Here is a 20,397-nt window from a genome sequence, read left to right as displayed (position 1 = left end):
CGGAGACGACGTTCGTATCCAGCAGGAACATCAGGACAGGTCGGCCGGCCGGTGCAGCGGATCGGTCAGATGCGGAGGCTCGAACTCGATATCCTCGTGGCCCGGCATCGTCAGCATGTCGATGATGCTGCGACCGCCGCCGGTCAGCTTACGGTACTCCTCGATCGTCATCAGCACATGGGCGGGCCGGCCGCGATCGGTGATGAACACTGGGCCGTCGCCGGCGAGCGTCCTGGCTCGGCCGGGGTGCCGGATGAATTCACGTCTGGAGAGGGTGTTGATCGGCATGCGGCCCTCCGTTTCGATGGAGATACGCTACCACACCGGCCTGTGGTCAACCTCGGCGCCACCTATGGATTGCCACGCCCCTTCGGGGCTCGCAATGACGATGGAGGTAGCCAAAACCGCCCTCACCCCTCCATCCACGTATCCGCCCAGGATGAGGTCGCCCATCTCGGATTGGTGGCGATGTTGTGCAGGCGGCGGCTGGCCACGGTGATGAAGGTGAACTCCGCCGCCACGATCAGCGGCAGCTGGTCGGCCGCGCGCTGCTGGAACTGCTGGTAGAGGTCGATGCGCCGGCCGCGGTCGAGCTCAACCGCCGCGCGGTCGATCAGGTCGTTCATCGCCGGGTCATCGTAGCCGTACTGGTTCGAGAAGGGCACGCCGGAAGGCAGGCCGCCGCGGTAAAGGATGGTGGTCGAGATCGCCGGGTCGTTGCGGTAGACCGGCGAGCCGATCGCGAGATCGAAGGCGTGGTCGGTGTAGACCGCCCTTGTGTGGCCCGCCGCGTCGTTCGTGACCAGGGTGACGTCGATCCCCACCGCCTGCAGCGCCTGGCGCAGATAGTCGCCCATCTGGCGCGTCTGCTCGAACCACGGCGCCGGCAAGAGGCGCAGGGCGAAGCGGGCGCCGCCGTCGCGGCGCGGGAAGCCGGCTTCGTCCAGCAGGGCCTCGGCCTTGCGCGGGTCGTAGGAATATGTGGCGACGTCCGGCGTGTAGAAGGGCACGCCCGTCTTCGGCACCGGGCCGGTCGCGGCCTCGGCATAGCCGCGGAAGATGGTGCCGACCACGTAGGACTGGTCGATCGCATGGGCGATGGCGCGGCGGACGCGGACATCCTGCAGCTCGCGCCGGCGATGGTTGATCTCGACCGTCAGCTGGTAGGTGATGCCCTCGTACCCCTTGCGCACCACCGCGATGTCCGGCAGCGCCTTCAGCCGCTCCAGCTCCTCCAGCGGCACGGCGGAGAAGGCGGAGAGCTGGATCTCCCCCGCCTCATGCGCTGCGGCGATGGCGCCGCGGTCCGGCAGCACCCGGTAGACGATGCGCTCGAGATAGGGCAGGCCGCGGTTCCAGTAGTCGGGGTTCCGCTCCAAGAGATAGTACTCGCCCGGCCGATGCTCGCGGTACCGGAACGGGCCGGTGCCGACCAGCTGCTCGTTGTGATGGTTGCTGTCGATCTCCGTGCCCTCGAACAGGTGCTTCGGCACCACGGCGGTGAGGGCCGGCAGCGCGTTCTCGATCAGCTGCAGCGGCGTCGGCTGGCGGAAGCGGAACACGGCGGTGCGCTGGTCCGGCGTGTCCACCCCCTCGAGGTCCTTGAACACCACCCGGCCGAGATTCTGCCGCTTGGCCCACAGCTCGGTCGCCGAGAAGGCGACGTCGGCCGCGCTGAAGGGCCGGCCGTCGTGCCAGGTGACGCCGTCGCGCAGGGTGAAGGTGACGGTCCGGCCGTCGGCGCTGCCGTCCCAGCCGGTGGCCAGCACCGGGGTCAGCCTGCCGTCATAGGCCATCTCGGCCAGCGGCTCGACCACCTTGCTGGCGACGTAGAACACGCCGTTGGAGGCGACCAGCGCCGGGTTGAGGTTGCGCGGCTCGGTGTCCGCCGCGACGGTCAGGGTGCCGCCCCTGATCGGGTCCTGCGCCCAGGCGCCGCGCGGGCGCAGCGCCGACGCCGCCGCCCCCACGGCAGTCATGCCGACGCCGGACAGGAGGGCACGACGGGACAGCGGAAACCGGACGGGCATGGCGGCAGCACCTCTTGCGACGGGCGGGAAGTCTAGCCGAGCGGAAAGCCGTCACAAGTACAATCCCTTCCAAAGGACGAAGGGTTGCCGTGAATTCCGGATCAGCCGGCCGGAGAAGTTGCGTCGGCCGCGGCCAGCGTGCCACAACAGAGGCCAGCCCACAGGCACGCGGTCGAGGCCCGACCTCCCGCCCCTGCCCGATCCAGGGAGGATAGCAACATGGCTCATAGCGCGATGGCGGCGCAGATGCTGGAGAAGCCCGGCTTCATCGCCGCGCTGGACCAGAGCGGCGGATCGACGCCCGGCGCCCTGCGCCTCTATGGCATCCCCGACAGCGCCTATAGCGGCGACGACGAGATGTTCCGGCTGATGCATGAGATGCGGGTGCGGATCATGACCGCGCCGGCCTTCACCGGCGACAAGGTGATCGGCGCGATCCTGTTCGAGAAGACCATGGACGGGCAGGCGGAGGGCAGGCCGGTGCCTGAGTTCCTCTGGAAGGAACGCCGCGTCGTGCCGTTCCTGAAGATCGACAAGGGGCTGCAGCCCGAGGCCGACGGCGTCAGCCTGATGAAGCCGATCCCGGGGCTGGACCCGCTCTTGGAGCGGGCGAAGGCGCTGGGGATCTACGGCACCAAGGCGCGCTCGGTCGCCAACCTGGCGTCGCAGAGCGGCATCGCCGCGCTGGTGGCGCAGCAGTTCGAGCTGGGGGCGCAGGTCGCCGCGCATGGCTTGATGCCGATCCTCGAGCCCGAGGTGCTGATCAAGAGCCCCGACAAGGCCGGGGCGGAGCGGATCCTGCGGGCCGAGATCCTGAAGGGCCTGGACGCGCTGCCAGCCGGGCAGCAGGTGATGCTGAAGCTGACCCTTCCGGAGGAGCCCGGGTTCTATTCGGAGGTGATCGCGCACAAGGGCGCGGCCCGGGTGGTGGCGCTGTCCGGCGGCTACACCCGCGCGGACGCCTGCCGCCGCCTGGCCGCCAACCCCGGCATGATCGCCAGCTTCTCGCGCGCCCTGGTCGAGGACCTGAAGCGCGACATGAGCGACGCGGAGTTCAACGCCGCGATCGCGGCCTCGGTCGACCAGATCTACCAGGCGTCTGTCCAGAGCTAAGGGCTGCAACACCCGACACCGTCATTGCGACCCCGGCCTTGAGCCGGGGGAAGCAATCCAGGGCCGCTCGGCGTGGCCCCTGGATTGCTTCGTCGGCTTCGCCTCCTCGCAATGACGGTGAGGGATGGGCAGGAAGGCCCCCAGCCGGCCAGAACAATTCGTGACCAAAGCGCATCGTCGGGGCTGGTGCGGGCGGCGCGGGACCCTATAGTGCGCGCATGATCGCCCCGCCTGCCCCGATCCTATCCCTGCCGGAAGCCGAGCCGCTGGTGCTGGCCCCCGAGGGCGGCGTGCTGCTGACCGCGGACGGGGAGCTGATGACGCTGGACGCGGCCGAGCTGCGCCGGCGAATCGACGGGCCGCCCCTCTTGCTGTGCCACGCCAAGGCGGTGGGGCGGCGCTGCGGCCTCGAGGTGCTGGGCGCTTTCGACCTCTTGGAGCTGTTCGCCTTCGCCCGGCCCGGCCGGTTCTGCGTGCCGACGCCGCGCGGCCTGGCCGCCGCCCTCGGCCTGCCGGTGCCGGCCAGCCTGGAGGATGCGGCGATCGCCCTGCCCCGCCTGGCCGAGGCGCTGCTGCGCAGCCTGTCGGTTCCTGCCCCCGACGAGCGCAGCGATCCGGCCGGGCTGGCGACGCGGATGGGCGAGGCCGGCTGGCCCTGGGCACCCTTCGTGCTGAAGGCGCTGGGACTGCGGGCGCCGGTCGAGGATCACCGCAAGCGCGGCGCCTATCAGGTCTGGGCCCATCTGCCGGAATGGGAGGCGGAGCCGCCGAACCCGCCGCCGTCGCAGCACCCGGTCGAGCCGCGCGAGGCTCGCACCCGCCTCGCCCAGATGCTGGGCGAGGGCGCCGAGCCGCGGCCGCAGCAGGGCGACTATGCCGTCGCCGCCGCCGCCGCCTTCGCCCCGCGGCCGGCGCCGGACGACCCGACCGTGGTGCTGGCCCAGGCCGGCACCGGCACCGGCAAGACCCTGGGCTATCTGGCGCCGGCCACGGTCTGGGCCCAGAAGAACGGCGCGCCGGTGTGGGTGTCGACCTACACCCGCAACCTGCAGCACCAGATCGACAGCGAGATGGACCGGCTGTTCCCGGACCCGGTCTTGAAGGCCCGCCAGGTGGTGCTGCGCAAGGGGCGCGAGAACTACCTCTGCCTGCTGAACTACGAGGACGCGGTGCGCGGCCTGGCGCTGAACCCGCGCGACGCGGTGCCGCTGGGGTTGATGGCGCGCTGGGCCGCGGCGACCCGTGACGGCGACCTGACCGGCGGCGACTTCCCCGGCTGGCTGGCCGACATCATCGGCCGGCCGAACAGCCTGGCGCTGGCCGACCGGCGCGGCGAGTGCATCCATTCCGGCTGCCCGCATTACAGCCGCTGCTTCATCGAGCGCGGCATCCGCCGGGCGCGCAAGGCGCAGATCGTGATCGCCAACCATGCCCTGGTCATGATCCAGGCGGCGCTGGGCGGGGTGGACGACCGCGACGCGCCCAGCCGCTTCGTCTTCGACGAGGGGCACCATCTGTTCGAGGCTGCCGATTCGGCCTTCGCCGGGCACCTGACCGGGCTCGAGGCCACCGACCTGCGGCGCTGGCTGCTGGGCCATGAGGAGGGCGGGCGCCGGGCCAGCCGCGGCCGCGGCCTGCGCCGAAGGGTGGAGGACCTGCTGCCGGACGAGAACGCGCTGACGGCGCTGGAGGAGATCGAGCGCGCCGCCCGCGCCCTGCCCGGCCCGGGCTGGGGCAAGCGCATCCATGACGACCAGCCGCGCGGCCCGGCCGAGCGCTTCCTGGCCCTGACCCGGACCCAGGTCTATGCCCGGGCCCAGGGCTCCGACGGTCCCTACAGCCTGGAATGCGACACCACCGATCCGGTGGAGGGGCTGGTCGACGCCGCCCAGGCGCTGGACGCGGCGCTGGCCGAGCTGCAGGTGCCGCTGCAGGCTCTGGCCAAGTCGTTCTGCGAGCGGCTGGACGAGGAGGCCGGGTCGCTGGACCCGAACCAGCGGCAGCGGCTGGACGCCGCGGCCCGGTCGCTGGACCGTCGCGCCAAGATGGAGATCGGCGGCTGGCGCGCCATGCTGTCCGGCCTGGCCGAACCGACCCCGCCCTGGCTGGTCGACTGGTTCGGGGTGGAGCGGGTGGAGGGCCGCGAGCTCGATTTCGGCTTCTACCGCCACTATGTCGACCCGACCCGGCCCTTCGTCGACGCGCTGGTGCGGCAGGCGCATGGCATCGTCGTCACCTCCGCCACCCTGACCGACGGCGCCGGCGACCAGCCGGAGGACTGGCGGGCGGCGGAAGACCGCACCGGCGCGGGCCACCTGCCGCGGCCGGCGATCCGGGCCCAGGTGCCCTCGCCCTTCGACTACCCGTCCCTGACCCGGGTGCTGATCGTGCGCGACGTGCGCAAGGACGACCTGGAGCAGGTGGGCGCCGCCTATCGCGAGCTGTTCCTGGCGGCCGGCGGCGGCGCGCTGGGGCTGTTCACCGCGGTCAGCCGGCTGCGCGCCGTGCACCATGCCATCGCCCCGGCGCTGCAGGCGGCGGGGCTGCCGCTTTACGCCCAGCATGTCGACGGCATGGATGTCGGCACCCTGGTCGACATCTTCCGCGGCGAGACCGATGCCTGCCTCTTGGGCACCGACGCGGTGCGCGACGGGGTCGACGTGCCGGGCCGGGCCCTCAGGCTGATGGTGTTCGACCGGGTACCCTGGCCGCGCCCCGACATCCTGTCGCGCGCCCGCGGCAGTCATTTCGGCAAGCAGCGCTGGACCGACATGCAGACCCGCTTCCGCCTGAAACAGGCCTTCGGCCGGCTGGTGCGGCGGGCGGACGACCGCGGCGTCTTCGTCCTCCTGGACCCGATGATGCCGACCCGCCTGTGCACCGCCTTCCCGCCCGGGGTCGAGGTGCAGCGCATCGGCCTGGCCGAGGCGGTGGCGATCACGCGGGAGTTCCTGGCCCTTGAGCCGGTGGCTGCTGTCACTCACCTGGACAGGAGTGTCGAATGAGCTGGCGGCTGCGACGCGAGAGACCGGTTCAGCGAGCTGGTCGAGAAGGCACTGACGGAAGGGCCGCAGCATGTGACTCATCGCGGCCGGCCGGCGGTGGTCGTGATCTCCGAGGCCGAGTACCGCAAGCTGGTCAAACCGCACCGAAGTTTGGCCGAACATCTTCTGTCCGCGCCGAAGGTCGACATCGAGTTCGAGCGGATGAACTTCAAGCTCCGCGACGTCGATCTGTGACGCTTCTTCGCGCTGCCTCTCCCGCAAGCGAGACTTTTTTACAACGCCCGTCCCCTCTTCATCATTGCGAGGAGGCGAAGCCGACGAAGCAATCCAGGAGCCAATGCGAGTGGCCCTGGATTGCTTCGCTGCGCTCGCAATGACGGTGTTGGGAGTTGTGAGAAGGTTTCGCAAGCGGGAGAGGCAACAACTCACCGTCTTGATGCGATGGAATGACCCGAGCCGGCCTGAACCTGCTCCGCTCTAATCCGCGATCCGCTCGGCCGGCTGGTCGCGCCCGCCCTGATGCAGGATCAGCCGGACCGCGCGGCCTGCTTGGTCGGTCTCGAAGGTGATCTGGGCGTCGACCACCTTGTAGAAGAACCGCCGCTCGCCTTCCGGGAAGATCTCGAACTTTCCCTGCCCAGTGGCCTGAGCCATCAGCCGGTCGCCGTCCCGCGTCACGGTGAGGATGAAATCCGGCGCCAGCCGGTAGCGCCCGACATAGGCGTCGAACAAGGCGGGATCGACCGCGACCTGGTGGTGCGGCTTCGGCGGCGGGGACAGCGGCAATGCGGGGTCCAGCAGGTGGAAGCCGATGTCGTCGACGCCGATTTCGGTCGAGGTGTTCGACAGCGCGACCACGCCGATCCGCGCCTTGCGCAGGAAGCCGACGAAGGAGCGGTAGCCGCCGGTGCCGCCATTGTGCCAGACCAGCTCGTCCTCGCCGCGCGACTTGACCATCCAGCCCAGCGCCACCGCATCGCCCGGATGGCCGGTGTCGCGGCGCACCGCCAGCATGTCGTCCATCGCCGGCCGCAGCGGCGAGTCGTCATAGCCCATCGCGGCGCCGAGGACGGTCAGGAGATCGTTGGCGGTCGAGCGCAGCGCGCCGGCCCCGGCCAGGGTCGGCGAATACCAGTTGGGCACGGTCTCCAAGGCCGCGTCGTGGCCGGGGGCGAGGCGGGCCTGCAGCTCGGGCGGCAGCACGATCGCCGTGCTGCGCAGCCCCAGCGGGTCGGCGATCCGGGTCCGGACCAGCGTCTCGTAGTCGGTGCCCGCCCGGTGCGCCAGTGCCCGGCCGAGCAGCCCGGCGCCGAGATTGGAGTATTCGAATTCGGCGCCGACGTCGCGGGGAAGGCGGTAGCCGGACAGGAAGTCGTAGAGCTGCGCCGGCGTGTAGTCGGCATAGGGGTCCCTGGGGTCGCGCGGCGCGAAATTCTCCGGCATGCGCGGCAGGCCGGAGGTGTGGGTGGCCAGCTCCTGCAGGGTGATGGCCCGGCCGCGCTTGGGGACCCGGACCCCGACGGGCAGGTGCTGCGCCACCGGGTCGTCCAGCGCCACCTCGCCCCGCCGCGCCATCTCGGCCAGCAGCAGGGCCGTGAACACCTTGGCGACCGAGCCGATCTCGAAGACGGTATCGCCGTCCGGCACCCGCGGATCGTCCCGGTCCAGCCGGCCATAGGACACGATGCGCTGCCCCTCCTGCCCGATCACCCCGACGACGATGCCGACGCCCTGCTGCCGGACGTCGATCCGGTCGGCCAGCATGGCGCGGATCTCGGCATCCGGCGGCACCGGCGAGGGCGCCTGGGCGTTTGCCATGGCCGTCGTCAGGCAGAGGCCCCCGGTCAGGATCAAGGATCGCAGCATCGGCATCTCCCGGCGCGGCGCAATGGGCCGTCATAGCGCAGGCAGGATTTGCAACCGCCAGCCTATCCGGGCAGCGTCGACGTCACCACCTTCCATGGGAGGAGGCCCGAATCGAGCGGCGCTCAACCCGATCTGCAATGTCTGATAGGATTGCGTTCGGACGCAACTGCGCATGAGGGCCGGATGGCCGCCTTCGACAAGCCGCTCCGATCGCCGACGATCCGCAGTCTCTTCGATATCGGCGTAGTTTTTGCCGTGTGCATGGCTACGGCGCAGCTGATCGCCCGCACCCCGGACTGGGGCCAGGGCATTCCTGTGGCGACGGGCGTGTCGCTGATGTTCCTGGCGAAGGAGATCCTGCCGGAGGGGGCTGACCGGACCGCTCGCGGCCTGGCCGTCATGATCGCCGTGTGCGTCGTAGCCTCGCTGGCGGCCCGGCTGATTCTCGGGTTCCTGTCGTAGTCACCCGCTCCTGGCGGCTGCCACGACTTCCTCCGCCGCCTGCCCCAGCAGTACCAGGTCCTGCGGCCGGGACAGGCGGTGGTCGCCGTCCTTGATGAGCGTCAGGCGGACGTCGGGGCCGGACAGGGCCTCGGCCAGCTTCAGGCTCTGGCGCCAGGGCACGTCCGGATCCGCCATTCCGTGCAGCAGGCGCGCCGGCCCGGCGAAGGGCACCGGGCCGCGCAGCAGCAGGTGCGAGCGCGCCTCCTCGATCAGCCGCCAGGTGATGCGGTAGGGGCCGTCGCCATAGGCCGAGGGCCGGTCGATGAAGCCGTCGCGGCACATCCGCGCCAGCCCCTCCTCGCCCAGGGCCGGCAGCATCAGATCCTCGGTGAAGTCGGGCGCGGCGGCGATGCCGACCAGCCCCGCCACCCGGCCCGGCCGGGCGACCGCGGCGCAGGCCGCGACCCAGGCGCCCATGGAGGAGCCGATCAGGATCTGCGGGCCCTCGGTCAGCCGGTCGAGCACCAGAAGGGCGTCGGCGATCCAGTCGCCCAGCGTCAGCTCCGTGAACACGCCGCCCGAGGCGCCGTGGCCGCGATAGTCGAAGCGCAGGAAGGCGAGGCCGCGTTCGGCGGCGAAGCCGTCGAGGAAGCTCGCCTTCTCCCCCGCCATCGACGAGCGGAAGCCGCCGCAGAAGAGGAGGCCGGGGCGGCCGTCGGCGGCGCCCGCGCGGCGACGCCAGACGACCGGCGCGCCGTCGGCCGCCGGGATGGTTCCAGTCTGCTCGGTCATGGCGCCGCCAGCAGGTCGCGATAGAGGGCGACGTAGTCCCGGGCCGCGCGCTCCCAGCTGAAATCCTGGGCCATGGCGCGGCGCTGCAGCTGCGCCCACAGCGCCTGGTCGCGCCACAGGCCGCAGACCCAGCTGATTGTACCGGCCAAGGCGGCGGCGGTGGGGTCGTCGAAGCTGAAGCCGGTGGCGCGGTCCTCGACGATGGCGTCGTGGCTGGCATTGACCACGGTGTCGGCCAGGCCGCCGGTGCGGCGCACCAGCGGCAGCGTGCCGTAGCGCAGCGCGTAGATCTGAGTCAGGCCGCAGGGCTCGGTGCGCGACGGCACCAGCAGCACGTCGGCCCCGGCCTGCACCAGATGGGACAGAGTCTCGTCGTAGCCGATGCGGACGGCGACGTTGTCGGGATGCTCCGTCGCGGCGGCGCGGAAGCCGGATTCGAGCTCGCCGTCGCCGGAGCCGAGCAGCGCCAGCCGGCCGCCGCCCGCGACCAGCGCCGGGACGGCATGCAGCAGCAGATCGCAGCCCTTCTGCCCGGTCAGCCGGCTGACCATGGCGAAGAGCGGGGCGCCGTCATCCTCCGGCAGGCCGAATTCCCTCAGGAGCGCCGCCTTCGACGCCGCCTTGTTCGACAGGTCGTCCGGCCCGTAGGGCGCTGGCAGATGCGGGTCGTGGCGCGGGTCCCAGACGGCGTAGTCGGCGCCGTTGACGATGCCGACGAGGTCCGGGGCGCGGGCGGCCAGCAGGCCGGACAGGGCATAGCCGTAATCCGGCGTCTGGATCTCCTGCGCATAGGTGCGGCTGACCGTGGTGATGCGGTCGGCGTAGTAGAGCCCGGCCTTGAGGAAGCCGACGCCGCCGAAATATTCCAGCCCGTCGATGGACAGGCTTTCCGGCGGCAATCCCAGCTCCGCCGCCGTCTCCGCCGGGAACCAGCCGGTGAAGCCGATATTGTGGATCGTGGTGACGGTGCGCGGGCGCCTGGCGTCCGAGGGGGCTGCGCCGGCCCAGAACGACAGATAGGCCGGGGCGAGGCCGGCCTGCCAGTCATGGCCGTGGACGATGTCCGGCCGCCACTGCGGATCGGCGCCGAGGCCGAGCCGGGCGGCGGCCCAGCCGAGGGCGGCGAAGCGGCGGTGGTTGTCCGGCCAGTCCTGCCGGTCCGGGCCGAGATAGGGGTTGCCGTCCCGGGCGAACAGGCCGGGACTGTCGAGCACATAGGCCGGGACGGCGACGCCCTCGAGCTCCGCCAGCATCACCTGCGCCGGGCCGCCGCCGAACAGCGCCGGATCCTCCAGCACCAGCTCCGGCCGCCGCATCGCCTGGCGCACCGCCGGATAGGCCGGGACCAGGACGCGGGCCGAGACCCCGGCCACCGCCAGCGCCGGCGGCAGCGCCGCGGCGACATCGGCCAGGCCGCCGGTCTTGACCAGCGGATAGATCTCCGACACCGCGTGCAGGACGTTCATCCGGCTCGATCCTCCGCTTCGACGCAGCCCGCCATCCCCGCCGGTGGGCAGGCGGCGACGACAATGGCACAGGGGCCAGCCGTCAGCCCAGCGCGTCGATCATCGGCTGGGTGATCAGGACGATGCCGGTCTCGGTGCGGTGGAAGCGGCGGGCGTCGAGCTCCGGATCCTCGCCCACCACCAGCCCTTCGGGGATCTTCACGCCATGGTCCAGCACCACCCGGTTCAGCCGGGCGTGGCGGCCGATGTCGCATTCCGGCAGCACCACCGCCTCGTGCAGCCGGGCGAAAGAGTTGACCCGCACCTTCGAGAACAGCACCGACTGCCGGACGGTGGAGCCGGAGACGATGCAGCCGCCGGAGACCGTGCTGTTCACCGCCTTGCCGACCCGCGCCCCGTCCTCGAACACGAATTTCGCCGGCGGCAGCTGCTCCTGATAGGTGTAGATCGGCCAGTCCTGGTCGTACAGGTCGAGCGCCGGGGTCACCGTGGTCAGGTCGATATTGGCGGCCCAATAGGCGTCGATGGTGCCGACGTCGCGCCAATAAGGCTCGGCATAGCTCGGGTTCGGGATCGCGCTCTCGGAGAAGCGGTGGGCGCGGACATGGGCGCTCTCGACCAGATAGGGCACGATGTTCTTGCCGAAATCGTGCTCCGAGGTCGGGTCGGCGGCGTCGCGGCGCAGCTGCTCGGCCAAAAAGCGCATGCTGAACACATAGATGCCCATGCTGGCCAGTGCGGTGTCGGGCCGGCCCGGCATCGGCGGCGGGTCGGCCGGCTTCTCCAGGAAGCTGGTCACCCGCCACTGATCGTTGACATGCATCACGCCGAAGGCCGTCGCCTCCATGCGCGGGACCTCGACGCAGCCGACAGTGACGTCGGCGCCGCTGCGGACGTGATCCTCGAGCATCGCCGCGTAGTCCATCTTGTAGACGTGGTCGCCGGCCAGGATCAGGACGTGGTCGGGCCCTTCGGCCTCGAAGATGTCGAGATTCTGCCAGACCGCGTCGGCGGTGCCGCGGTACCACATCGCCTCGTCCACCCGCTGCTGCGCCGGCAGCAGGTCGACGAACTCATGCATCTCGGCGCGCAGATAGCCCCAGCCGCGCTGCAGGTGGCGCAGCAGGCTGTGTGACTTGTACTGGGTCAGCACATAGATGCGGCGGATGCCCGAGTTGATGCAGTTGGACAGCGCGAAGTCGATGATCCGGAACTTGCCGCCGAAATAGACCGCGGGCTTGGCCCTGCGGTCGGTCAGCTGTTTCAGCCGGCTGCCCCGTCCGCCGGCGAGGACCAGCGCGATCGTGCGCTTGGGGAGCTGGCGGACCGGACCGTCGTCACGCATGGGGGATCCTCCCGGCTTCGGATATTTCCGGGAGAGTAACATCAGGTTTCGCGATCCGGCACCGTTCGTTTGTGCCAAATTTTATAGGACTGCCTGCCGCTCACCCGGCCGGAAAGCGCGGCGCGTAGATCGCCAGCAGCAGCGAAAGGGTCAGCACCGAGACCACGGTCGAGACCAGGATCACCGCCGAGCTGCGCTCGACATAGACGCCGTAGCGCTGGGCGACGACGAAGGTCAGCGCCCCGGTCGGCAGGGCGGCGAGGATCACGGCGCTGGCGGTCCAGAACGGATCCATCGGGAACAGGGTGGCGGCAAGGAGCCAGGTGATCAGCGGCTGCCACAAGAGCTTCAGCACCGAGATCCAGCCGACCTCGCCGAGGCCGGTGCGCAGCGCCTGGCCGGCCATGAACAGGCCGATGGCGAAGAGGGCACAGGGGCTGGCGGCGGCGCCGAGCAGCGACAGCAGCGTGGCCAGCGGTGCCGGTATCGACAGCCCGGCCCCGGACCAGGCGACGCCCAGCACCGGCGCCACCACCAGCGGGTTCTTCAGCAGGGCCAGGGCCACGTCGCGGGCGGCGCCCAGGACGCCGCGGCCGTTGCGGCCGGTCAGCTCGAGCGCGACCACGGCCAGGCCGACGCAGGCGGCGCTCATGATCACGGTCGCCAGCGACGCCGGCGGCAGGCCGCGGGCCGGGCCGAAGGCGGCGGCGAAGAGCGGGATGCCCATATAGCCGGTGTTGGAGAAGCTGGCGCTCATGCCCTGCATCGTCGCCTCACTGGCATCGGCCCGGTGCAGCAGCGCGCCGAGGACCGCCCCGAGCAGCCAGACCGCGAGGATGCCGCCGAGGAAGGCGCCGATGAAGTTGAGGTTGACGATCTCCGCCACCGGGGTGCGGGCCATGGCCAGGAACAGGAGCGCCGGCAGCGCGATCCAGTAGACGAAGCCGTTCAAAGCCTCGGACTGGGCCCGGCCGAGCAGCCGGATGCGCCCGGCGAAGACGCCGAGGAAGATCACGCCGAAGACCGGCAACGCCACGTCGATGACCGCCTGCATGGCGCCCCTCATGCCATGCCGCATCGGGGCGGGGGAAGCGCGGTCGTCGCGGCCGGGGCCGGCGCCATGGTCAGGGCCGCTCGCCTTGACGCCCCGGCGCGATCCGGGCGATATCCGGGGCGATCCTTCCCGCGACTCGCCGGCCAGCGGAGACTGCCATGACCACCGACGCCCACGGCGCCCTGATCTACACCATGGTGCTTGCCTCCGTGGCCGACAAGAACATGACCGATGCGGAGGTCGAGACGCTGTCGGAGATGGTGCGGTTCCTGCCGGTGTTCCGCGGCTTCGACATCGACCGCATCCCGGACCTGACCCGCGACTGCATCGAGCTGCTACAGCAGGATGACGGCATCGACCGCGCCCTCGACATCATCGCCGAGACGCTGCCGAAGCATCTGCGCGAGACCGCCTACGCCATCGCCTGCGATTCGATCGCCGCGGACGGCAGCGCCAGCCAGCCAGAGCTGCGCCTCCTGGAGCTGATGCGCGACAAGTTCGAGGTCGACCGGCTGGTGGCGGCGGCGATCGAGCGCGGCTCCCGCGCCCGGCACCGGACCTTGTAGAGACCGTCAAATGCTGCTGGCGCGGCCGCCCCGGCTGTGGCTCGCCGCCGCCCTGCTGGCCGCGAGCGGTGCCGTGGCGCAGGAACAGGCACCGCCCCCGGCCGAGGCCCCGGCCGCGACGCTTCAGGTCGGCAGCCTGACTCTGACCGCCTGCCAGCCCGATTTCGGCGGCTTCTGCGGCCGGATCACCCGACCGCTGGATCCCGCCGGCGCGCTGCCCGGCACGGTGACAATCGGCTTCGAATACTACCCGCGCCGCGACATCGACCAGCCGGCCGAGGGCGTGATCCTGGCCCAGGAAGGCGGGCCCGGCTATTCCTCCACCGGCACGCGGGAGGGCTATCTGAAGCTGTTCGAGCCGCTGCGCGACCGGCGCGACACGCTGCTGGTCGACAAGCGCGGCACCGGCCTGTCCGACCCGATCCAGTGCCAGGCGCTGCAGGAGGCGGGCGAGTTCGTGCCGGCGGCCGTCGCCGCCTGCGGCCGGCAGCTGGGTCCCGCCGCCTGGATGTACGGCACGGCGCCGGCGGCCGACGACGTGGCGGCAGTGCTGGACGCGCTGCAGATCGGCAAGATCGACTTCTACGGCGACAGCTACGGCACCTGGTTCGGCCAGGTCTTCGCCCAGCGCCATCCGGACCGGCTGCGCACCCTGGTGCTGGACAGCGCCTATCCGACCATCGGCCTGTCGCCCTGGTTCGCGACCGAATGGGCCACCGCCCGCGACGGGTTCGAGCTGGTGTGCCAACGCTCGCAGAGCTGCCGCGCCCTCGGCGGCCGCTCGCTCGACCGGATCGAGCGCCTGGTGGCGGCGCTGCGGGCCAGGCCGGGCAAGGCCGAGGCGCCGGACGGCGACGGCAACACCGTCGGCATCGCGGTCGACGCCCCGACCCTGTTCCTGACCATGAACAGCGCCGGCGGCAGCCCGACCTTCTACCGCGAGCTGGACGCCGCGGCGCGCGCCTTTCTCGATGCCCGGGACCCGGTGCCGCTGCACCGGCTGATGGCCGAGGCCTCGTCCTGGAACACGCCGGGGGCCGACCCATCCGCCTTCTCCACCGCCCTCTATGTCGCTGTGGTCTGCAGCGACTATCCGCGGCTGTTTCGCGCCGAGGCGTCGCCGGCCGAGCGGCGGCGCCAACTCGCCCGCGCCACGGCGCGGAAGCAGGCGACCGACCGCGAGGTCTATGCCCCCTTCACCATCGCCGAGGTCGACGCCTCGCCGCACAAATGGGAGCGGCGCGACCTGTGCCTCGACTGGCCGGCGCCGCCGAAGGATGTCGTTCCCGGCAGCGCGGCCGACCCCGAGAAGCCCTTCCCGGCGGTGCCGACCCTGGTGCTGTCGGGCGACATCGACAGCATCACCTCGCCGATCGAGGGGCTGGAGACGGCGCGGCTGTTCCCGGACGCGACCTATGTCCAGCTCCGCAACCTGACTCACATCACTGCGATCACCGACCAGGCGATCTTCGTGCCGCCGAAGGGCGCCGACGCCACCGGTTGCGTCGCGCCGATCGTGCTGACCTTCGTGCGCTCGGGCGGCGACGCCGGCGACACCTCCTGCACCCAACGGATCCGGCCGATCCGCACCGTGCCGGCCTTCGCTGTCAAGGCGGGCGAGGTGGCACCGGCCAAGGCCGATGCCGGCAATGCCGCGACCGAGACCGACCTGCGCATCGCTTCCGCGGCGGCGGAGACGGCGGGCGACGTGCTGGCGCGCTATTTCGTCAACTCGACCGGCAGCGGCGTCGGGCTGCGCGGCGGCCGGTTCAGCTTCGAGGCTTTCGACGAAGGCTATGCCTTCACCCTCGACCAGATCCGCTGGGCCGAGGACCTGGCCGTGTCCGGCACGATCCGCTGGAACCAGGCGACCGGCGACGTCACTGCCGAGCTGACGCTGGCGGGCGCGGCGGTGGGCACGCTGGCCCTGGCCTGGAACGACCGCGACACCGACGCCGTGGCCCGCATCACCGGCACGATCGAGGGGCGGACGGTGGTGGCGGAGCGGATTGCGCCGTAGAGGCACGCCCCGGCGGCACAGTCCTCCCCCTCACCCTCCCGTCGCTGCGCGACGGGCCCCTCCCTCTCCCCAAGGAGAGGGAATCGGTGCGGCGCCCCTACACCTCTCCTTGGGGAGAGGTCGAAATCGCGTCAGCGATTTCGGGTGAGGGGGCGGGTGCCGGCCTCAGAAGTACTTCGCCAGATTCTCCCGGATCCGCTCCAGCACCGGCCGGCTCCGGTCCGGCATCTCGAAGCGGCGGCCGGTGATGGTCTCGTAGGCGCGGACATAGACCTGGGTGGTGTCGCGGATCACCTCCGCCGGGATCTCCGGGATCGGATCCTTGTACGGATCACAGCGCGCCGCCACCCAGCTGCGGACGAAGTCCTTGTCGAAGCTTTCCGGCCGTTCGCCGCGGGCGAAGCGGTCCTCATAGCTGTGCGCGAGCCAGTAGCGGCTGCTGTCCGGCGTGTGGATCTCGTCGGCCAGGACGATGCGGCCGTCGGCGTCGGTGCCGAACTCGTATTTGGTGTCGACCAGGATCAGGCCGTGCCGGCGCGCGATCTCCTGCCCGCGGGCGAAGAGCGCGAAGGCAGTGTCGCTGAGCTGCTGCCACTGCCCTGCGGTCAGCAGGCCCTGGGAGACGATCTCCTCCGGCGTCAGCGGCTCGTCATGGCCGCCGTCGAAGGCCTTGCTGGTCGGGGTGATGATCGGCTGCGGCAGCCTCTGGTTGTCGCGCAGCCCGTCGGGCAGGCGGACGCCGTACATCTGGCGCTGGCCGGCCTTGTACAGGGTCAGGATCGAGGTGCCGGTGGTGCCGGCCAGATAGTCCCGCACCACGATCTCGACCGGCAGGATATCGAGCCGGCGGCCGACCACGACGTTCGGGTCGGGATAGTCCAGCACGTGGTTCGGGCAGATGTCGCGCGTCTCCTCGAACCAAAAGCGCGCGGTCTGGGTCAGCACCTGCCCCTTCAGCGGGATCGACGCCAGGATCCGGTCGAAGGCGCTGATCCGGTCGGTGGCGATGATGATGCGCCGCCCGTCCGGCAGGTCGTAATTATCGCGCACCTTGCCGCGGTAATGGGCCGGCAACTCCGGGATCGTCGCGTCGGCGAGCACCGGATAGGGGCGGTCGTCCAGGACCGTGAAATCCATCGTTCTTCGTCCTTCGGGAAGCCGATGCGATCTTTAACGCGGCTGGGTTCCGCGCACATCCGAAATCGGGCCTATTGCGCCCGACGCACAATCCGGCGCCCTTGTCACCTCCCATTCGGGAGATTGACGGCCCCTCGCCTGCTCCCGATCCTGATCGGCGGCGGTCCGGTGTCCGCTGCGGCGGCAGCCGGCCGGCTGGAGGCGTGCACGATGTTTCTGGAGACGATCCGGGAAGAGGATGCGACCGGCAAGGTCGCGGATTCCTATGCGGCGGACCGGACGCAGCTCGGCTTCGTCATGTCGGCGACCGCCTGCTGGACGGCACGCCCCGACCTGCTGCCGGCCTGGGAGGAGTTCTATGCCAAGGTGAAGGCGAACTTCTCCCTCTCCCCGCGCGACTGGCGGCTGATCACCTTCGTCGCCGCGAAGCAGGTGCCCTCGACCTACTGCTCGATGGTCTACGGCAGAATGCTGGTGGAGGATCTGGGATCTCGGGACAAGGTCCTGGCCGTGCAGGCCGATTTCCGGACGGCCGGGCTGGACGCCCGCGACGTCGCCATGCTGGCCTATGCCGAAGCCGTCGCCCGCGACGCCTCGCGCATCACCCAGCGGGACATCGACGCGCTGCGCGCCGCCGGCTTCCGCGACATGCAGATCGCCGACATCGCGCTGTGCGCGGCGCTGCGCTGCTTCATGGCCCGGTTCTTCGACGCCACCGGCGCCGGGCCTGAGCCCGCCTTCATCGACCCGGAGGGCTTCGCGGCCGCGCTCGCGGTCGGACGCAAGCCCTCGTAACCCAGGAGGTCCCGATGCCGACATCGGTCAAGGAGATGCTTGCCGCCGCCAATGCCGCGGTGCCGCGGGTCGGCCGCGAGGAGGCGGCCGCGCTGATGCAGCAGGGCGCGCTGGTGGTCGACGTGCGCGATGCGCCGGAGCTGAAGGCCGCCGGCAAGGTCGCCGGCGCGCTGCATGTCTCGCGCGGCATGCTGGAGTTCCGCGCCGACCCGGAGTCGCCCTATCACGACCCGGCCTTCCGCCGCGACCGGACGGTGATCCTGTACTGCGCCTCCGGCGGGCGGTCGGCGCTGGCCGGCAAGGCGCTGCAGGATCTCGGCTACACGGACGTGCGCAACCTCGGCGCCTTCAAGGACTGGGCCGAGGCCGGCGGCGCGGTGGAGCCGGTTCCGGCCTGACCCTCACCCCTCCGGCACGTAGGTCTCGTCGAGGAACTCGGCAATGGCGCGGAAGGCCTGCAGGCGGTTCTTCTCCATCAGCACCATGTGGGTGCCCTCGCCGATCTCGATCCAGCGCCGGTACGGGGCGCCGGTCAGGCTGGTGAAGTAGGCCTGCGCCACGCCGAGCGGCACGTCGAGGTCCCATTCGACCTGGACCAGCAGCACCGGGACGGTGATGTCGCCGGGCTCGTAGAGCTTGCGACCGGCAGACCAGGACTCCCGCGTGTCGCGGCGGACCAAATGAACGGCTCGATTGAGCCCACAGCAGCCCTCCGCGACGGCCAGGTCTTGCGGTGCCGGTACGCGCTTCCGGCCGAGACGTCGCTCTTGTAAATGCTGTCCTTTGGAAGCAGCCTCGGCGTAGCACGCCGGTCATGAGATGTATGTCAGTCAGGCAGGAGGGGCGCGAACGACAATGAACAATCCGGCCCCCACCGTTCAGCGTCGGCTTGCCGCAATCTTCTGTGCCGACGTCGCCGCCTACACACTTTTGATGAACGCGGATGAGGCCGGCACACTGCGTCTTCTCTCTTCCCACCGAGAAATTACGGACCGTCTCATTGCACAGCACGGTGGTCGCATTGCGAACACCGCCGGGGACAGCATTCTAGCAGAGTTCCCAAGCGCCGTTGACGCACTGCAGTGTGCACTCGGCATCCAGGAGCGGGTGGCCGCCGTGCATGAGGAGGTTCCCGAGGAGCGTCGGGTTTCCTTTCGGATTGGATTGCATGTTGGCGAGGTGATCGTCAGGAACGGCGATCTCTTTGGCGGTGGTGTCAACGTGGCCGCACGGATGCAGGGTCTGGCTCAGCCGGGGACAGTGTGCTTGTCAGAGTCAGCTCACCAGTACGTCCACCGCGTTCTGCCGATAGTCTTCGAAGATCTCGGGCTGCAATCGGTGAAGAACCTCGACTTACCCATCCGTGCCTTTCTGGCGCGTCCAGCGGGCCAACGGGCCCAGGCGCTTCCCCCGGTCCATCGTATACATGAAATATATCTTCTGAGGCGTCTCTTTGACATCATGTCCAAGGCCATGCGGGAGGCCACAAAGACCGTCGGCTTGGAATTCTTCGAAGCTCCGATCCTCGCTTCTCTGGAAGATAAACCAGGTATTGATCAGCGTGAATTGTCCGATTGGCTCGCGCTCGACATCAAGAAGGTCAGGCAAATCGTCAAACGACTTGAGCAACGGGGGCTTATTGCGAGAGCGCCATCAGGCCTGACCTTGACGGAAGCGGGTTGCGACATTCGTGAGCGGCTGCGCCCCATCGCAACCGCGGCGCAGGACCGGGTCATGGCAGCACTTTCTGAACCTGAGCGAGAGATGTTCCGGAACCTTGCCGCCAGGGTGATCAAGGCCAACGAAGTCACAAATCGCGGATGAAGGTCGGGCGGATACTGGACTCGGTGGTGTCAACGGCATTAGCCCGGCGTGAACCGGTACGAGCGAGAAAAGCCCAGCCTCCTGGCTTGACTTCGATGCCCGGTATTGGCGCAACTTTCTCGTTAACCGAGCGGATGCGAATTACCGCTTCCCACCCATCTCAGCCGATCCGGCGTTGAAGTTTGATGGCCGGATAAGGCTGAGAAGCGGTCAAGGAGCTGAAAGCGCTTGACACGGCAAACCGTTGTCAAGGAACGATCGCTTTCTTCGATCCGGTATGAGTGCAGCCCGCCCCGGATCAATTCACGCCCTGGGCCGAGCGCAGGGCGAAGTCGCCGCCGAAATTGACCAGCATCACGCCGTTCCAGCCGTCGCGGAAGCCGTTGTCGCTGGCCTCGATGATGGTCTTGCCGTCGAGCGCCACCACCATCCGGCCGGCGGCGTCGCGGGTCCAGGTGATGCGAGTGCGGTCGCCGCGGCGCAGCGGCGCGGTGTTGGTGGTCTGCGCCACCTGGGTGATGCCCGACCGCCCGGCGCGGTACAGGGCGAAGACCGGGCTGTTGGACGGCAGGTAGACCAGCCGGTAGCCGGAGTCCTTCGACGCGCCCTGATACACCCGGATCTCGAACTGCCCCTGATTGGCGACGTCGGTGAGATCGAATTCGAGGCCGAAGCTGTTCTTCAGCCCCTGCTGCAGCGCGATCGCCGCGACCCCGCCCTGCTGCCCCGCAGCCGCCTTGGTGTCGCTGTGCAGGCCGCGGCCGTCGACGGTCCAGCTGCCCTGCAGCGAGATCCAGGCCGGGTTGGCGGTGTAGTTGCCGTCGCTGAAATCATCGCTGAACACGCGGGTGCCGGCGAGCGAGGCGGAGGCCGGCTGCGCCGGCGGCTGGGCCGGTGCGGGAGCCGGGGCGGCGGCCGGGGGCTGGGCGGGGACGGGCGG

At 70.1% G+C, this 20,397-nt stretch carries 18 protein-coding genes and 1 pseudogene; 9 read left to right on the top strand and 10 right to left on the bottom strand.

Going from position 1 to position 20,397, the window contains the following annotated elements; genetic code table 11:
- Positions 1 to 30 precede the first annotated feature (30 nt).
- On the bottom strand, positions 31 to 288 hold the full coding sequence (locus tag KXR53_RS30140; protein WP_437379246.1) for a type II toxin-antitoxin system prevent-host-death family antitoxin: 258 nt from the start codon (positions 286 to 288) through the stop codon (positions 31 to 33).
- 122 nt (positions 289 to 410) lie between these two features.
- Positions 411 to 2,030: an ABC transporter substrate-binding protein gene (locus KXR53_RS30135; protein ID WP_437379244.1), complete on the bottom strand. Its 1,620-nt coding sequence runs from the start codon at positions 2,028 to 2,030 to the stop codon at positions 411 to 413.
- Positions 2,031 to 2,249: 219 nt separating this feature from the next.
- On the opposite strand from KXR53_RS30135, the gene KXR53_RS30130 reads away from it, so the two are divergent.
- The 3 genes and pseudogenes from KXR53_RS30130 to KXR53_RS30120 all read left to right on the top strand — a co-directional run.
- Complete coding sequence (locus tag KXR53_RS30130; RefSeq protein ID WP_437379242.1) at positions 2,250 to 3,143, top strand: fructose bisphosphate aldolase; 894 nt, start codon at positions 2,250 to 2,252, stop codon at positions 3,141 to 3,143.
- Between the two features lie 218 nt (positions 3,144 to 3,361).
- Positions 3,362 to 6,148 (top strand): ATP-dependent DNA helicase, encoded by a 2,787-nt coding sequence (locus KXR53_RS30125; protein ID WP_437379240.1) that lies wholly within the window; start codon positions 3,362 to 3,364, stop codon positions 6,146 to 6,148.
- Between the two features lie 24 nt (positions 6,149 to 6,172).
- Positions 6,173 to 6,382: pseudogene (locus tag KXR53_RS30120) on the top strand (type II toxin-antitoxin system prevent-host-death family antitoxin); the annotation flags it as partial.
- 243 nt (positions 6,383 to 6,625) lie between these two features.
- Here KXR53_RS30120 and KXR53_RS30115 read toward each other — a convergent pair.
- Positions 6,626 to 8,014: a serine hydrolase gene (locus KXR53_RS30115; protein ID WP_437379238.1), complete on the bottom strand. Its 1,389-nt coding sequence runs from the start codon at positions 8,012 to 8,014 to the stop codon at positions 6,626 to 6,628.
- A gap of 183 nt (positions 8,015 to 8,197) precedes the next feature.
- Between KXR53_RS30115 and KXR53_RS30110 the strand changes: the two genes are divergently transcribed.
- Positions 8,198 to 8,476, top strand: a complete 279-nt coding sequence (locus KXR53_RS30110) for a hypothetical protein (protein ID WP_437379236.1) — start codon at positions 8,198 to 8,200, stop codon at positions 8,474 to 8,476.
- On the opposite strand, the gene KXR53_RS30105 is transcribed toward KXR53_RS30110, so the two are convergent.
- The 4 genes from KXR53_RS30105 to KXR53_RS30090 all read right to left on the bottom strand — a co-directional run bounded on the left by KXR53_RS30105 (position 8,477) and on the right by KXR53_RS30090 (position 13,115).
- Positions 8,477 to 9,250 carry an alpha/beta hydrolase gene (locus KXR53_RS30105; protein ID WP_437379234.1) on the bottom strand — a complete coding sequence of 258 codons (774 nt, stop codon included), beginning with the start codon at positions 9,248 to 9,250 and terminating at the stop codon, positions 8,477 to 8,479.
- Entirely contained in the window at positions 9,247 to 10,716 is a 1,470-nt protein-coding gene (glgA, locus tag KXR53_RS30100; RefSeq protein ID WP_437379232.1) for a glycogen synthase GlgA, read from the bottom strand. The genes KXR53_RS30105 and glgA overlap by 4 nt, the downstream gene beginning before the upstream one ends.
- Positions 10,717 to 10,798: 82 nt before the next feature.
- On the bottom strand, positions 10,799 to 12,061 hold the full coding sequence (glgC, locus tag KXR53_RS30095; RefSeq protein WP_437379230.1) for a glucose-1-phosphate adenylyltransferase: 1,263 nt from the start codon (positions 12,059 to 12,061) through the stop codon (positions 10,799 to 10,801).
- 100 nt (positions 12,062 to 12,161) lie between these two features.
- The gene (locus tag KXR53_RS30090) at positions 12,162 to 13,115 is read right to left on the bottom strand and encodes an AEC family transporter (RefSeq protein WP_437379228.1); all 954 of its coding nucleotides are present in this window, start codon (positions 13,113 to 13,115) and stop codon (positions 12,162 to 12,164) included.
- Between the two features lie 158 nt (positions 13,116 to 13,273).
- Here KXR53_RS30090 and KXR53_RS30085 point away from each other — a divergent pair, with 158 nt between their 5' ends.
- Both KXR53_RS30085 and KXR53_RS30080 read left to right on the top strand, forming a co-directional pair.
- The gene (locus KXR53_RS30085) at positions 13,274 to 13,681 is read left to right on the top strand and encodes a tellurite resistance TerB family protein (protein ID WP_437379226.1); all 408 of its coding nucleotides are present in this window, start codon (positions 13,274 to 13,276) and stop codon (positions 13,679 to 13,681) included.
- Between the two features lie 10 nt (positions 13,682 to 13,691).
- Complete coding sequence (locus KXR53_RS30080; RefSeq protein WP_437379224.1) at positions 13,692 to 15,701, top strand: alpha/beta fold hydrolase; 2,010 nt, start codon at positions 13,692 to 13,694, stop codon at positions 15,699 to 15,701.
- 165 nt (positions 15,702 to 15,866) lie between these two features.
- Here the strand turns inward: KXR53_RS30080 and KXR53_RS30075 are convergent, their stop codons facing one another.
- Positions 15,867 to 16,838, bottom strand: coding sequence for a phosphoribosylaminoimidazolesuccinocarboxamide synthase (locus tag KXR53_RS30075; protein ID WP_437379222.1), 972 nt, complete (start codon positions 16,836 to 16,838; stop codon positions 15,867 to 15,869).
- Positions 16,839 to 17,048: 210 nt separating this feature from the next.
- Here KXR53_RS30075 and KXR53_RS30070 point away from each other — a divergent pair, with 210 nt between their 5' ends.
- A complete protein-coding gene (locus KXR53_RS30070) occupies positions 17,049 to 17,633 on the top strand; it encodes a carboxymuconolactone decarboxylase family protein (protein WP_437379220.1) in 585 nt (194 codons plus the stop codon).
- Positions 17,634 to 17,647: 14 nt separating this feature from the next.
- Entirely contained in the window at positions 17,648 to 18,031 is a 384-nt protein-coding gene (locus tag KXR53_RS30065; RefSeq protein WP_437379218.1) for a rhodanese-like domain-containing protein, read from the top strand.
- Between the two features lie 3 nt (positions 18,032 to 18,034).
- On the opposite strand, the gene KXR53_RS30060 is transcribed toward KXR53_RS30065, so the two are convergent.
- Positions 18,035 to 18,313 carry a hypothetical protein gene (locus tag KXR53_RS30060; protein WP_437379216.1) on the bottom strand — a complete coding sequence of 93 codons (279 nt, stop codon included), beginning with the start codon at positions 18,311 to 18,313 and terminating at the stop codon, positions 18,035 to 18,037.
- A gap of 175 nt (positions 18,314 to 18,488) precedes the next feature.
- On the opposite strand from KXR53_RS30060, the gene KXR53_RS30055 reads away from it, so the two are divergent.
- Positions 18,489 to 19,457, top strand: coding sequence for an adenylate/guanylate cyclase domain-containing protein (locus KXR53_RS30055; RefSeq protein ID WP_437379214.1), 969 nt, complete (start codon positions 18,489 to 18,491; stop codon positions 19,455 to 19,457).
- Positions 19,458 to 19,755: 298 nt separating this feature from the next.
- Here KXR53_RS30055 and KXR53_RS30050 read toward each other — a convergent pair.
- Positions 19,756 to 20,397, bottom strand: a 642-nt coding sequence (locus KXR53_RS30050; protein ID WP_437379212.1) for a hypothetical protein, incomplete at its 5' end; no start/stop codon positions are given.

This window comes from Inquilinus limosus, from assembly GCF_051487185.1.
GTDB lineage: Bacteria > Pseudomonadota > Alphaproteobacteria > DSM-16000 > Inquilinaceae > Inquilinus > Inquilinus limosus_F.
The sequence above is the reverse complement of the archived record's forward strand: the minus strand, read 5'-3'. Positions and strand labels throughout refer to the sequence as shown.

Excerpts from the sequence above, each read along its gene's own strand:
- KXR53_RS30140 (WP_437379246.1), bottom strand. The coding sequence starts at position 288 with ATGCCGATCAACACCCTCTCCAGACGTGAATTCATCCGGCACCCCGGC.
- KXR53_RS30135 (WP_437379244.1), bottom strand. The coding sequence starts at position 2,030 with ATGCCCGTCCGGTTTCCGCTGTCCCGTCGTGCCCTCCTGTCCGGCGTC.
- KXR53_RS30130 (WP_437379242.1), top strand. The coding sequence starts at position 2,250 with ATGGCTCATAGCGCGATGGCGGCGCAGATGCTGGAGAAGCCCGGCTTC.
- KXR53_RS30125 (WP_437379240.1), top strand. The coding sequence starts at position 3,362 with ATGATCGCCCCGCCTGCCCCGATCCTATCCCTGCCGGAAGCCGAGCCG.
- KXR53_RS30115 (WP_437379238.1), bottom strand. The coding sequence starts at position 8,014 with ATGCTGCGATCCTTGATCCTGACCGGGGGCCTCTGCCTGACGACGGCC.
- KXR53_RS30110 (WP_437379236.1), top strand. The coding sequence starts at position 8,198 with ATGGCCGCCTTCGACAAGCCGCTCCGATCGCCGACGATCCGCAGTCTC.
- KXR53_RS30105 (WP_437379234.1), bottom strand. The coding sequence starts at position 9,250 with ATGACCGAGCAGACTGGAACCATCCCGGCGGCCGACGGCGCGCCGGTC.
- glgA (WP_437379232.1), bottom strand. The coding sequence starts at position 10,716 with ATGAACGTCCTGCACGCGGTGTCGGAGATCTATCCGCTGGTCAAGACC.
- glgC (WP_437379230.1), bottom strand. The coding sequence starts at position 12,061 with ATGCGTGACGACGGTCCGGTCCGCCAGCTCCCCAAGCGCACGATCGCG.
- KXR53_RS30090 (WP_437379228.1), bottom strand. The coding sequence starts at position 13,115 with ATGCAGGCGGTCATCGACGTGGCGTTGCCGGTCTTCGGCGTGATCTTC.
- KXR53_RS30085 (WP_437379226.1), top strand. The coding sequence starts at position 13,274 with ATGACCACCGACGCCCACGGCGCCCTGATCTACACCATGGTGCTTGCC.
- KXR53_RS30080 (WP_437379224.1), top strand. The coding sequence starts at position 13,692 with ATGCTGCTGGCGCGGCCGCCCCGGCTGTGGCTCGCCGCCGCCCTGCTG.
- KXR53_RS30075 (WP_437379222.1), bottom strand. The coding sequence starts at position 16,838 with ATGGATTTCACGGTCCTGGACGACCGCCCCTATCCGGTGCTCGCCGAC.
- KXR53_RS30070 (WP_437379220.1), top strand. The coding sequence starts at position 17,049 with ATGTTTCTGGAGACGATCCGGGAAGAGGATGCGACCGGCAAGGTCGCG.
- KXR53_RS30065 (WP_437379218.1), top strand. The coding sequence starts at position 17,648 with ATGCCGACATCGGTCAAGGAGATGCTTGCCGCCGCCAATGCCGCGGTG.
- KXR53_RS30055 (WP_437379214.1), top strand. The coding sequence starts at position 18,489 with ATGAACAATCCGGCCCCCACCGTTCAGCGTCGGCTTGCCGCAATCTTC.